The sequence below is a fragment of the Bacillus sp. Root131 genome (genome assembly GCF_001429475.1).
Classification (GTDB): Bacteria; Bacillota; Bacilli; order Bacillales; family Bacillaceae_G; genus Bacillus_A; species Bacillus_A thuringiensis_S.
This window is the reverse complement of record NZ_LMJQ01000003.1, coordinates 63944-76637: the sequence shown is the minus strand read 5'-3', so window position 1 is coordinate 76637 and position 12694 is coordinate 63944. Positions and strand designations below refer to the sequence as shown.

The following is a 12694-nucleotide window of genomic DNA, read 5'->3' as shown; positions in this document are numbered from 1 at the left end:
AGCATTGTAATTCAAACCAATATGCAAATATTATAAGATAGATATGCTTTGTTTATAGATTGAAAATAGGTTTGTTATCAGTTTTTTTAGAAATCTTACAAGCGTGTAAGATAAATGAAAGATGAATCAATATGAGCTGTAAGACAATTCATTTACACTCTATAGTGAGCGGTGGAAATGAAGGGAGAATATAAATGGAAATTTTGCAGGCAAATAGTATTAGTAAAGTATATAGAGGGAAAGTACCTTTTAAAGCATTAGTAGATATTGATTTATCAATTCAAGAAGGTGAATTTGTAGGAATTATGGGCCCGTCAGGTAGTGGGAAAACAACGTTATTAAATATGGTATCTACTATTGATTCTCCATCATCGGGAGAAATATTTATTAATGGTACAAATCCTTTCCAATTATCATCAGAAGAATTAGCGTTATTCCGCAGAAAACAATTAGGATTTGTTTTCCAATCATTTAATCTTCTTAGCACACTTACTGTAAAAGAAAACATCGTATTGCCGATGACTTTAGATGGTGTTTCTGTGCAAGATATGAACAAACGAGTGGAAGAGATTGCACAGAAATTAAACATTATAGATATATTGAGTAAAAGAACGTTTGAAATATCAGGGGGACAAGCTCAAAGAACAGCAATTGCTCGTGCGATCGTTCATAAGCCGCAATTGTTACTTGCAGATGAACCAACAGGGAATTTAGACTCTAAATCTTCAAATGATGTAATGGAGATGCTTGATACTCTAAATAAAGAAGAAAAAGCAACGATGATGTTAGTTACACATGATCCGTATGCAGCGAGCTTTTGCAGCCGAGTAATCTTTATTAAAGATGGTCAACTATATAACGAAATTTATTGTGGTGAAAGTAGGCAAACTTTTTATCAAAAGATTATGGATGTCCTTTCTTTGTTAGGAGGGAAAAGGCATGACTTTTCGTCAGTTCGCATTTAATAATATTTTTCGCAATAAGCGTACATATGCTGCCCATTTTTTAAGTAGTGCATTTTCTATTATGATTTTCTTTACGTATGCTCTTTTATTATTTCATCCTGATTTACAAGGTGAGTTGAAATCGACAAGTGCAACAATAAGTGCATTTGGTACATTGGGATTTTCAGTTTCGCAAGGATTGATTTTTGTATTTTCATTTTTCTTCATTCTATATTCAGTTAGTTCGTTTTTAAAAACGCGTAAGAAAGAATTTGGTATTTTAATGATGCAAGGTATGTCAATGAGACAGCTTAAGAAATTATTATTAATTGAAAATATGTTGATTGGACTTGGTTCAATTTGTATAGGGATTTTCATTGGACTCATATTTTCTAAACTAGTCTTATTGATAAGTGCAAGTGTATTAATGATTAATAATGGTTTACCTTTTTATATACCAGTGCAGGCTGTATTATTAACAGTTATTACATTTCTTTTCTTGTTTTTAATTGTTTCATTATTTACATTTAAAATGATAAAAGTAACGGAACTTGTGGAACTTATTCGAGCAGAGGAAAAGCCAAAACCTGAACCGAAATCTTCAGTTTTATTATCGATACTTTCTTTAATTAGTATAGGGTATGGATATTTTTCAGTATTTCGCTTCATACCAAGTACCAATTTTATTACGCTTGGAATAGGTGTGCTTCTAGTAATTATAGGAACGTACTTTTTATATACACAGTGTAGCGTGTATATACTGCACCTTGCTAAAAGGAGAGAATCTTTCTTTTTAAAGAGAACAAATATATTAACATTTTCTGAATTAATTTACCGTATGAAAGATAATGCAACGATGTTTTTTATAGTATCTATTGTTTCAGCAGTTGCATTTACAGCAATTGGTACAACGGCCGCAATTGGAAATAGGGATTTGGTAAGGATGACAAATCCGTATACATTTTTGTATGGAAGTTTTGAAAATGACAAAGTATTGAATAAAAATCTTTCTATTATAAAAAAACACCTTTCTGATGCTAATATTCCGTATCGAATGGCTTCATCTTCATATATATACACAGAAAATGGCGTAAATGTAATGAAGTTAAGTGAATACAACGATCTTGCTAAAGCACTAGGCTATCAACAAGAAACAATTGAAAAAGAAGATGAAATTTTATTAATTCCTGGAGTCGTATCACAAAAACAAGAATTTAAAAATGGCGAGTATAAAAAGAATATAGAAGTCATTCAAGGTGACTGGACAAAGACATTTCATGTGAAAAAAGCTGTAGAAAATTTAGTTTTACCACATGATTCTAGAACTATTTATATCGCTGTTCAAGATCAGGTATATGATGGAATACCTCTTACTAGTGACCCAGTTAATAAAGAAATTCCATATCGTACTTACGGATTTGTTGTAGATGATTGGATAAAAACGAAAGAGATTTCAAATCAATTAAAGAGTATATTCGATAAAAATCTTAGGGACAGAGATTTCTACTTTGAAGCTTTAACATTAAACTTGTTGGAAGCAAAGCAAAAGAATGGTTTATTACTTATGGTAAGTATTTTAATTGGAATCGTCTTCTTTACATTCGCCGCTAGTTTTATTTATTTCCGATTATATACAGATTTGGATCGCGACCAACAGCAATATAAAATGATTTCGAAAATGGGATTAAGTAAAGGTGAGTTGAAAAAAGTTGTAACGAGGCAGTTATTATTAATGTTCTTTTTACCAATTTTCGTTGCAGTGATTCATACTGTAGTTGCTTATATAGCATTACAGCAATTAGTCGATTTTTCTATCATAAATAGCTCTATCGTTATTTTAATTTCATTTATATGTATACAAGTTTTATATTTCTTTATAACCCGTTGGCGTTACCTGCAAAAGCTTTATAAGGTTATGGAGCAATAGAATTTATTAGCTTGTAAGACTACACTAAAGTATGTGGAAAAATGAACTGTATGATGAAAGGAATCGTGATGAAAAGAATATTAACTATTTTTATGTTAACTATAATACTTTTAATAAGCTTTAGTGCATGTTCTAAAAAGGACAACTCATTTCCTGCAAACGGTGTATTAATTATTGGAGATGAAAATAATATTTCACCAATTATTAATCGTTATCAGGAAATTACGGAAGAAAATGAAGTGTTTTCTGTGAAAAAAGGGGAAGTTGGAAATGGAAATGTCTTAATTTTAAATGAATCTACAGCACAAGCATTGATTAAAGAAAAACTTTTTCGAAAACAAGATAATGGCTCCAATTATATTATAGATACGTTACCGAAATTCCCAAAAGAAGGGTCACTATTATTTACAAGTGAAGACGATAAGACTATGAAAAGTATTAAAATAGGAGGGGAAGAGATTCCTGTTACATACGATAGTGATGCCTGGATAGGTAACAATCGTAAATATTCAACGGAATGGTATATGATTGTAGCAAAAAATAGTGTGTATAAAGAAATAAAGGCAAATGAAATGAAAATGCATCTTCTTCATTTGAAAAAATCTCTAGGTGACGAAAAACCTAAAATGTCGACAGATAATACATTGGTTAATGAAAATGTTAAAGTAAAAAAACTAATTAAAGGTTTGGAAGGAAAAGTATCTTTCCAGTTTGTAACGATTGGAGAAAAATCATAAAAAAAGAGTTCGAGGTTGATAGAAACTTTATCACCCCCGAACTCTTTTTAGTTTGTAGACCAATCAAATATTATGCTTTACATTACTTCATTTAATCGAGTCTCGTTTGTTTCCTCAATCGCATTTGAATTTTGAACTGAATTATTTTGGGCTTCTTTTTCTTTACGAGCCTTTTGTAGCATTTCAAGGATGATCCATAAAGGAACACCTTTATCCTTTAACATCTTCCATAAATCTAATTCATTAAATTTATGCTCAGGCTGTTTCATTTCTTTTTCAGATGAACGAATATCAAACTTGATAGGATCATTTACTTTCTTACTTTCCAGTTTAGTAGAAGAGATAGTATTATGCTCAAGAGTAGATGGAGTTATTTTAGTAGGTTGAGATAATGTATGAATATTTGATCCGATTTGCATGCTTTTTCCTCCTTTTCAAGCAATGAGATTAGTTTTCTTATGGTTTTTAAATTTTTTTAACATGAGGAAACTATATCTAATTATAAATTCAAATAAACAGATTTACAAGTTGTATTGTAAAAAGTAAATGTTCACTTGAATTAATATTTATCAACAATTGTATATGTTTTCTATATATACAACGTATATAAAATACTTTACATTATGTTTAAGTTGTTAAAACATTGTGTTAATTTTTAGAAGAAAAATGTAAACGTTTTATTAGGGGGAGAAAGTATGGGGAAGTTATTTTTAAAAATATGTTTTTTCGCATTAGTGACCTTATGTTCATTCGTAGCGAAAATATCATATGCTGAAGAGAGGCAACCAAATAATTATCCTATCATATTGGTGAATGGATTTGCTGGATGGGGTAGAGAAGAAATGCTTGGCGTAAAGTATTGGGGTGGTGTTCATGATATACAGGAAGATTTGAAACGAAATGGTTATACGGTACATACCGCAGCTGTTGGACCTGTTTCTAGTAACTGGGATCGTGCATGTGAATTGTATGCGCAAATTAGCGGTGGCACAGTAGACTATGGTGCCTCGCATGCTGAGAAACATGGACATAATCGTTTTGGCAGAACTTATAGTGGTTTTACGCCGAATTGGAGTGAAACAAATAAAGTTCATTTAGTTGGGCATAGCATGGGTGGACAAACGATTAGAACATTAGTACAGCTATTAAAAGAAGGTAGTTTTGAAGAAAAGAATTATGCGAAAAATCACCCAGACACCAAAATATCACCACTATTTGAAGGCGGAAAATCATATGTTCATAGTGTTACAACATTAGCAACCCCTCACAACGGTACAACACTTGCGGATGGTAGTCTTCTGCTGCCGTTCGTTAAAGATTTACTCATTACAGCTGCGAGCTTTGGAGGAAACAATAATTTATCTTTATATGATTTTAAATTGGATCAATGGGGTATAAAGAAGATTGCTGGAGAGTCCTTTTTCCAATATAGTAATCGTATTCTAAATAGTTCACTTTGGAAAAATACAAAAGATATAAGTCAATGGGATTTAAGTACAGATGGTGCAAAGGAGTTAAATAATTGGGTAAAGACGCAACCGGATGTTTATTACTTATCTTATAGTGGACATGCATCACAAGCAGCACCTATTACAGGTTTACATTTGCCTCATATAACGATGAATAAAGTGTTGATGGGGAATGCATTTTTCTTAGGTTCTTATGCGAGATATGAAGAAAACCGTCCGTTAGTTGATACTTCTTGGTGGCAAAATGATGGTGTAGTAAATACCAATTCTATGATTGCACCAATTTCTAATGTTGCTGTAAATAATCATGAGTCATTACAGGTTGGAAAATGGAATCATATCGAAACGAAAGCGAATTGGGATCATCTCGACATGGTAGGATTAAGTGTTTCAGACTCGTTAGGTTTTTCTAGCATTCAAGAGTTTTATAGAACAATTGCTGAAAAGCTATCACGTTTACCGAAATAAGTAATAATAAAGCGCTCTCGATGGAATTCGAGAGCGCTTTATATTATATTGAAAGAGGGGTTTGGTAGAAAAATATGGGGGGATATTATGAAGATTCAAGTTGTATTATCAGGATACGGAACAGTAGGCAGAGAGTTTATAAAATTATTAAATGAAAAGTATTCATATATATATGAAACATATGGGATTCAATTAGTTGTAAGTGGCGTATTAGGAAGAAATATTGCAATACATAATGAAGACGGCTTATCTCTTCATCATTTATTGATGTATGGTGGCGGTACCGCTGCAATTGAAAAATATTTAGAGTATCATCCGAAGGAACGTGCAACAACTAGCATAAGTGGTACTGTATTGGTAGAATCAACAGTTACAAATCTTAAAGATGGAAATCCAGGGAAACAATATATGAAACAAGCGATTGAGAAACAGATGGATATAGTAGCAATTTCAAAAGGTGCACTCGTTACAAACTGGAGAGAAATAAATGAAGCAGCAAGAGGCGTAAATGTACGAATTCGATATAGCGGTGCAACAGCCGCTGCACTACCGACGCTAGATATCGGACAATTTAGTTTAGCCGGTTGCAGTATTGAAAAAATAGAAGGAATATTAAATGGAACAACTAATTATATTCTTACGAAAATGTATGAGGAAGATATGACATTTGAAGAAGCACTGAAAGAAGCGCAAAATAAAGGAATTGCTGAGACAAACCCTATATTAGATATAAGTGGTTCAGATAGTGCGTGTAAATTGTTACTTTTGACAAACAGCTTAATGGAAACAGAGAAAACACTTACTGATATACATATAAAAGGAATCGAGCACGTTACAAAACAACAAATACAAAATGCTAAGGAACAACATAAAATTATTAAATTAATAGCATCAATATATAAGGATGAGGGTGGCAATGTGAATTTAAATGTTGAACCGTGCGAAATAGAAAAAGATCATCCGTTAGCAAAAGTAAATGGGACCGAAAAAGGAATTACGTTCTTTACAGATACGATGGGACAAGTTACTACAATTGGTGGGGCTTCTAATCCACGAGGCGCTGCAGCTGCAGCTTTAAAAGATGTAATTAACTTATATCGAAAAGACTTGTAAGACCGTACCGCCCTTTATAAAAAATACATATGTCGTGGACCTTTTGTGAATGAAATAAATATGCAAAAATGATTGCAGGGGGTAAGGAATTGTTTAAGGATTTTAAAGTTGTTAAAGATCGTCCCGTTTATATTCAATTGAAAGATTATTTGAAGAAGATGATTATGAAAGGGCACTTGCTCGGGAATCAAAAAATCCCATCAACAAGGGAACTAAGTGAATTACTAAGTGTGAGTAGAAACACTGTACTTGCTGCTTATGCAGATTTAGAGCAAGAAGGACTCATTTATGCAGTTAAAGGAAAAGGGAACTTTGTTGCGAAGGTAGATATATCTAACACTTCGTCTGTTGAAATAGATTGGAAAAATAAACTTAATACAGTGACCGCATTAGCGGATGAATTAGATTTAATGAAACATGGTGTTCGTTGGGAAAAGGGAATGATTGTTTTTAATAGTATAGCCCCGGATGAGAAGCTATTTGATGTTGAAAACTTCAAAAGAGCTTTTCTTACTCGTATGTCCATTGAAGGGGACATCGTATTGAACTACGGATATGCAAAGGGATATAAACCGTTAATGAATTATTTACTTCATTACATGGAAATGAAAGGTGTAGACATTTCGAATAAAGATATTCTAATTACAAATGGATTTACAGAAGGATTGGATATTGTACTTTCTTCTTTATCAAAAAAATCCGGTCGTGTCATTTGTGAGAATCCAACTCACCACGCTGCACTAAAGCTGTTCCGTTTACATGGACTTGAAGTTCATGGGATTGATATGAATGAGGATGGTATTGATACGAATGAAGTTGAAAAAAGCTTACGTGAAAAAGATTTTGATTTTGCTTATTTAATTCCTTCTTATCATAATCCAACCGGTATTGTTACGAGTTCAGAGAAAAGAACGGAATTGATGAGGTTATTCTCGAAATATAAGGTTCCTATTATAGAGGACGGATTTAATGAAGAATTACGTTATTCAGGTTCACATTTAGCTCCCTTATTAACTTTTGCTGGAGCTGGCAATAATGTGATTTATATTAGTAGCTTTTCAAAGGTACTTTTCCCTGGTTTACGTGTAGGTTGGATTATTGCAGATAAAGAGCTGATTCATTATTTAGAAAGCGTAAAAAGAGCAAGAACAATCCACACATCTACGTTAGATCAAGCGGTTCTATTTCAATATTTACATGAGGGATATTTTGAGAAATATTTAAAAAAGGCAAGATCGGTTTATAAGAAAAAATATGAGTTAGCTGTCGGCGCGTGTAATCAGTTCATTCCTTTCAAAAGAATGACTGGAGATGGTGGACTTCATTTATTTATAGAGCTAGAAGAGCATATGAATGCCCGCACACTTTTACAAAAGTGTTATGAGAAAGGCGTTACGTTTTCACCTGGAGATGTTTTTTACTCTGATGGAGAAGGGGCGAACACTTTCCGATTAGGGTTTTCGCGCTTGAAAGAAGAAGAAATAGTTCGGGGAATTAAAATAATTGGTGATACATTAAAAAATGAAATTTGGAGTTGAGAAAATGAAAATCGGTGTTATTATGGGCGGGGTATCGTCTGAAAAACAAGTTTCAATTATGACAGGGAATGAAATGATTGCTCATTTAGATAAAAATAAGTATGAAATAGTCCCAATTACATTAAATGAAAAAATGGATTTAATTGAAAAAGCGAAAGACATTGACTTTGCGTTGCTCGCATTACACGGGAAATATGGAGAAGATGGGACAGTTCAAGGAACACTGGAGAGTTTAGGGATTCCTTATAGCGGAAGTAATATGTTATCTAGTAGTATATGTATGGATAAGAATATTTCGAAAAAGATTTTACGTTATGAAGGTGTAGAAACACCAGATTGGATTGAACTTACAAAAATGGAGGATCTAAAGCTTGATGAGTTAGATAAGTTAGGATTTCCATTAGTGGTAAAACCAAACTCTGGCGGATCGAGTGTCGGGGTGAAAATCGTTTACAATAAAAATGAATTGATCTCAATGCTAGAAACTGTATTTGAATGGGATTCTGAAGTAGTAATTGAGAAGTATATAAAAGGTGATGAAATTACATGTTCCATTCTGGATGGAAAACAGTTACCTATAGTTTCAATTCGACATGCAGCCGAGTTCTTTGACTACAATGCAAAATATGATGATACTAGTACAGTTGAGGAAGTTATCGAACTTCCAGCGGAAATTAATGAACGTGTAAATAAAGCGTCACTGGCTTGTTATAAAGCATTAAAATGTAGTGTTTATGCAAGAGTTGATATGATGGTGAAGGATGGAATTCCATATGTAATGGAAATTAATACATTACCAGGGATGACACAATCAAGTTTATTGCCAAAAAGTGCAGAAGCAGCGGGAATTAGTTATAGCAAACTATTAGATATGATTATTGAAACATCATTAAAAGTTAGAAAAGAAGAAGGGTTTTAAGGGGATTATATAACTAATTCTTTTGACAGTTTCACGAAGTATGCTATGATGAATACATTATAAAAACAAAATATTTATCCACTAGGGGGGCCTTTTATAGGCTGAGATCAAATGTGATTTTGAGACTCTTAGTACCTGATCTGGTTAATGCCAGCGTAGGGAAGTGGGAAAGACGTTGCTATTTAATGAGTAAATAAATACTGTCAATTTCACTTTCTTTACGCCTGTAAAGAAAGTTTTTTTATTTTACAGCTTTAATAATTGTGGATAAATACTTATATTTTATACATTATTGGAGGGATTTAAATGACTTTTTCACCATCATTACGTAAAGAAGTAGATTCAATTTGGGAAGCGAGTTTTAACCATCCTTTTGTAAAAAAACTTGGTGAAGGAACGTTAGATTTAGCTAGTTTTCGCTATTATGTGCTTCAAGATTCATATTATTTGAGTCATTTTGCTAGAGTACAAACTTTAGGAGCTGCAAAAGCTCTTGAATTAGAGACGACAGCTCGTATGGCACATCATGCTCAAAATACATATGAGGCCGAGTTATCTTTACATGAGAATTTTGCTAAAAAGCTAGGGATAACAAAAGAAGAAAAAGATAATTTTATTCCTGCGCCAACTGCATATGCGTATACTTCACATATGTATCGTGCTGCGTATGAAGGGCATTTAGGAGATATCATTGCAGCAATTTTACCTTGCTATTGGTTGTATTACGAAATTGGGGAACGTTTAAAAGAATGTCAGCCGGAAGAGCCAATTTATAACGAATGGATTTCTGCTTATGGATCTGATTGGTTCCGTACGCTAGTTGAAGAACAAATTACACGGTTAGATACTATTGCTGAAAAAGTAACAGAGGCAGACCGCAAGCGTATGAAACAGCATTTTATTATTAGCAGTCAATATGAATATTCATTTTGGGAAATGGCTTATACATTAGAAAAGTGGCCAGTGGATACAGACGTAAAAGACGTAATTGGATAAAGAATAGAAGTAATGTTAGAGATAGGTATGATCCATACCTATCTATATATTTTTTCTTGTCAAATTTGCGTAAAGTCATTAGTGCTACGGATATGGTGAAATAGAATATCGATAATTTAGCTCATTTAATTGTCTACGCATTAACTGGATAAACTTCTGTCACATTTATTTTACAATTAAAGAACGTAAATGTTGGTGGTATGAAGTTAAATAAGAAAAGAAACCCGAGCTGTTAGCTGTAACGGAGTTGTTTTTTCTTTGCAGGAATTTCTAAGTTAACATGAAGTGCTGTTCATACAATATGCAAATTTGCATATTGTATTTTTTTGAGTTCTTTGTGTGTTAAAATCAAATATAGAGATATAGAAATATAAAGAAGCAAAAGCAGGAATATCCAATGAATTTTGAGAGGTGTTATATGTTTACAAATAAGAAATTAATTCGATTTGGTTTATCGTTGTTTGTATTTTTAGGGATAATTAATTTTACAATCAGCTATTTCCAAACATATCTTGAAACAGCAGCAGATATTAAATGGGTAATTCCAGAAATTTGGAAAACTATTTTACTAGATGTTCCTCAAGGTATACTTGTTCTTTTAGGCGCAATTGCATTATATGATTTCACAAAAGAGGCATCACAAAAAGACGCATCAATCTAAGTGTGTCTTTTTTCAATTAGAAATTTCATAGAGAGCTTTGCTGGAGAAATAGAATAAAAAGCCCTAATTAGGGCTTTTTTCTTTATAGGAATTTCTTAACCGTCATAGAAACCGGTTACTTAGAGGTGTTATAGCAAAGGCATTTACAGTACAAGAAAATCTAAGTGATATATGGAAATATATAGGATTTGTCCGCGTGATTATTGAGAAATTAATTGAGCTTAGTAAGTATGAAGATATGACGCTAGAATTTATATTTTATAATTTCTATTTATAAAAATGAGCCCATAGTAAAAATAGGTATATGAACAAGGTGCATCATCTAGTGATAAGTCATACTTTGTTGGTGTACGTATTGAACTTAGTTTATAGCGCTATTTCTACTTAGATGTAACGAACAGAAATATAGGGAAGCATCAATGAGGTTGTATTTTATAAACGGAGGTTATGAAAATGAATCAGTTTCAACAAGAAATACAAGCGTTAAGCCTTAATGATTACCGATCTGGAAATATTGTCTATTGGGACCAGCAAAATCAATATCCATATTACTATATTGAAGATGCTGCTCGTCGCTGTGGGGGTTGTGGTCGTTGTGGCGGTTGTGGCGGAGGTCGTTGTGGCGGATTCCGTTGTGGTGGATTCCGTTGTATTGGTTGCTTCGGTTGTATTGGTTGCGGAGGTTGTATTGGTTGCGGAGGTTGTGGCGGTTGCTCTAACTGTTTTGATGGTTTTAGTGGTACTACTGATACTACTGGTACTATTATAACGTATGAATATTGATTGCATTTATCCTGCTATTTGCCGGGCAGTAAGACCCTAAAAAAATTCAGCGAGAGCAAAGAGAAGTTAGGTGGCCGGCTGCCCATAAAAGCCCGATGGATGAGGGCTAATTAAAGTTTCACCTTATCAATTAAAAAACATTAGTTTTATATATGTACGTGTCGACAAAGAATATAGTCATTATTAATGGATATATTCAATCATTCAAGTGAAAGAGTAACAATAAGATATATAGGTGTAATCAAGATGTGATGGATAAAGCAATGACTAGATTTAAAATCTAATCATTGTTTTTTTCTTATGGTTTTATCATTAAATATCTGTCTAGTTTGGGCATTGCTTCCTTCTAGCTAATGATTTTATTACAACCGTGTAAGGTTAATGTAATGTTAATCGATAGTAAAATAAGTTGCTTGAGTGTATTTTAAATAAGATTAAAAAGTACTGTTTATCTATAAAATAATTGGGTAAATAATATGTAATTAGGAAGTGTATGAATATGGTTGAACTAAAATCTATTTTCCATTCGTATAAAGTAAAGAGAAAAATAGCTAAAGATTTATACGGAAAAAGAGATGAATTGACACTGTTATTAAATGAATTTAATAATATGAAATGTACAGTAACATCTGAAAAGAAGAAAAATAATATATTATCTCGTTTGCAACTAATTTATCAAAATATAAAATTAGATAAGCAGTATCCTCTATCAGTTTCTTTTGATAGTAAATTATTGGAGCGATTAGAAAAAGAATCTCTACATACTATTGAGGATGGTGTAACATGTCTACATTTAATGTTAGATATGAATTATGAAAAAATAAAACAATATGGGTCGAGTACAAGTAGGTCATTCGTTCCATTATCGCAGTCTTCTATTTGTCTTGCTGATTGTATTTGTTTAACAGGATTTATAGTAGGTTTACTAGGAGTAATTTCATTTGGAGGGTTCATGTTATCTATATGTTCAACTACATAACGCTTGATATTTGTAAAAAGAGCACCGATTTAAGGTGTTCTTTTTTGGTTTTTCTGTAAAGTTATTGTAAATGATAAGTACAATATATTATATATATTATATAATTTAAATGTATTAAATTACGAATACTAAGAGGTGTTGTAGATAATAATTACTTTTA

12 protein-coding genes, 1 pseudogene and 1 riboswitch are annotated in these 12694 nt (G+C 32.5%); of the genes and pseudogenes, 12 read left to right on the top strand and 1 reads right to left on the bottom strand.

Translation table 11 applies throughout. The features are described 5' to 3' along the window. Positions 1-194 precede the first annotated feature (194 nt). Genes ASE54_RS14935 through ASE54_RS14925 form a run of 3 tightly spaced genes read left to right on the top strand, consistent with a single transcriptional unit; the run spans position 195 to position 3608 of the window. Positions 195-965, top strand: coding sequence for an ABC transporter ATP-binding protein (locus ASE54_RS14935; RefSeq protein WP_000404444.1), 771 nt, complete (start codon positions 195-197; stop codon positions 963-965). Next, positions 940-2871: an ABC transporter permease gene (locus tag ASE54_RS14930; RefSeq protein ID WP_000144145.1), complete on the top strand. Its 1932-nt coding sequence runs from the start codon at positions 940-942 to the stop codon at positions 2869-2871. Before ASE54_RS14935 ends, ASE54_RS14930 begins: the two co-directional genes overlap by 26 nt. Positions 2872-2924: 53 nt before the next feature. Beyond that, entirely contained in the window at positions 2925-3608 is a 684-nt protein-coding gene (locus ASE54_RS14925; RefSeq protein ID WP_231130553.1) for a lipoprotein BA_5634 family protein, read from the top strand. Positions 3609-3685: 77 nt separating this feature from the next. On the opposite strand, the gene ASE54_RS14920 is transcribed toward ASE54_RS14925, so the two are convergent. After that, entirely contained in the window at positions 3686-4027 is a 342-nt protein-coding gene (locus ASE54_RS14920; protein WP_001165517.1) for a DUF3914 domain-containing protein, read from the bottom strand. Between the two features lie 276 nt (positions 4028-4303). Between ASE54_RS14920 and ASE54_RS14915 the strand changes: the two genes are divergently transcribed. From ASE54_RS14915 to ASE54_RS14880, 9 genes and pseudogenes are all read left to right on the top strand, one after another. Then, the gene (locus ASE54_RS14915; RefSeq protein WP_000517058.1) at positions 4304-5545 is read left to right on the top strand and encodes a hypothetical protein; all 1242 of its coding nucleotides are present in this window, start codon (positions 4304-4306) and stop codon (positions 5543-5545) included. An 87-nt stretch (positions 5546-5632) separates the two neighbouring features. Beyond that, positions 5633-6658: a homoserine dehydrogenase gene (locus ASE54_RS14910; protein ID WP_000701766.1), complete on the top strand. Its 1026-nt coding sequence runs from the start codon at positions 5633-5635 to the stop codon at positions 6656-6658. Between the two features lie 89 nt (positions 6659-6747). Further along, positions 6748-8196, top strand: coding sequence for a PLP-dependent aminotransferase family protein (locus tag ASE54_RS14905; protein WP_000471637.1), 1449 nt, complete (start codon positions 6748-6750; stop codon positions 8194-8196). Between the two features lie 4 nt (positions 8197-8200). Next, positions 8201-9115 (top strand): D-alanine--D-alanine ligase, encoded by a 915-nt coding sequence (locus ASE54_RS14900; protein WP_002082718.1) that lies wholly within the window; start codon positions 8201-8203, stop codon positions 9113-9115. Positions 9116-9188: 73 nt separating this feature from the next. Further along, positions 9189-9294: riboswitch (TPP riboswitch) on the top strand. 127 nt (positions 9295-9421) lie between these two features. Then, positions 9422-10111, top strand: coding sequence for a thiaminase II (tenA, locus tag ASE54_RS14895; RefSeq protein ID WP_000144484.1), 690 nt, complete (start codon positions 9422-9424; stop codon positions 10109-10111). A gap of 397 nt (positions 10112-10508) precedes the next feature. Beyond that, positions 10509-10772, top strand: a complete 264-nt coding sequence (locus tag ASE54_RS14890; RefSeq protein ID WP_002082716.1) for a DUF3937 domain-containing protein — start codon at positions 10509-10511, stop codon at positions 10770-10772. 453 nt (positions 10773-11225) lie between these two features. Further along, positions 11226-11555, top strand: a complete 330-nt coding sequence (locus ASE54_RS14885) for a heterocycloanthracin/sonorensin family bacteriocin (RefSeq protein ID WP_001071351.1) — start codon at positions 11226-11228, stop codon at positions 11553-11555. 149 nt (positions 11556-11704) lie between these two features. Further along, positions 11705-11839: pseudogene (locus tag ASE54_RS35745) on the top strand (site-specific integrase); the annotation flags it as partial. Between the two features lie 209 nt (positions 11840-12048). Continuing rightward, positions 12049-12534, top strand: a complete 486-nt coding sequence (locus ASE54_RS14880; protein ID WP_002082715.1) for a hypothetical protein — start codon at positions 12049-12051, stop codon at positions 12532-12534. Positions 12535-12694: the final 160 nt, after the last annotated feature.

Coding starts and splice junctions, on each gene's coding strand:
- ASE54_RS14885 (WP_001071351.1), top strand. CDS start 11,226: ATGAATCAGTTTCAACAAGAAATACAAGCGTTAAGCCTTAATGATTAC.
- ASE54_RS14915 (WP_000517058.1), top strand. CDS start 4,304: ATGGGGAAGTTATTTTTAAAAATATGTTTTTTCGCATTAGTGACCTTA.
- tenA (WP_000144484.1), top strand. CDS start 9,422: ATGACTTTTTCACCATCATTACGTAAAGAAGTAGATTCAATTTGGGAA.
- ASE54_RS14925 (WP_231130553.1), top strand. CDS start 2,925: ATGAAAGGAATCGTGATGAAAAGAATATTAACTATTTTTATGTTAACT.
- ASE54_RS14930 (WP_000144145.1), top strand. CDS start 940: ATGACTTTTCGTCAGTTCGCATTTAATAATATTTTTCGCAATAAGCGT.
- ASE54_RS14890 (WP_002082716.1), top strand. CDS start 10,509: ATGAATTTTGAGAGGTGTTATATGTTTACAAATAAGAAATTAATTCGA.
- ASE54_RS14880 (WP_002082715.1), top strand. CDS start 12,049: ATGAATATGGTTGAACTAAAATCTATTTTCCATTCGTATAAAGTAAAG.
- ASE54_RS14920 (WP_001165517.1), bottom strand. CDS start 4,027: ATGCAAATCGGATCAAATATTCATACATTATCTCAACCTACTAAAATA.
- ASE54_RS14900 (WP_002082718.1), top strand. CDS start 8,201: ATGAAAATCGGTGTTATTATGGGCGGGGTATCGTCTGAAAAACAAGTT.
- ASE54_RS14910 (WP_000701766.1), top strand. CDS start 5,633: ATGAAGATTCAAGTTGTATTATCAGGATACGGAACAGTAGGCAGAGAG.
- ASE54_RS14935 (WP_000404444.1), top strand. CDS start 195: ATGGAAATTTTGCAGGCAAATAGTATTAGTAAAGTATATAGAGGGAAA.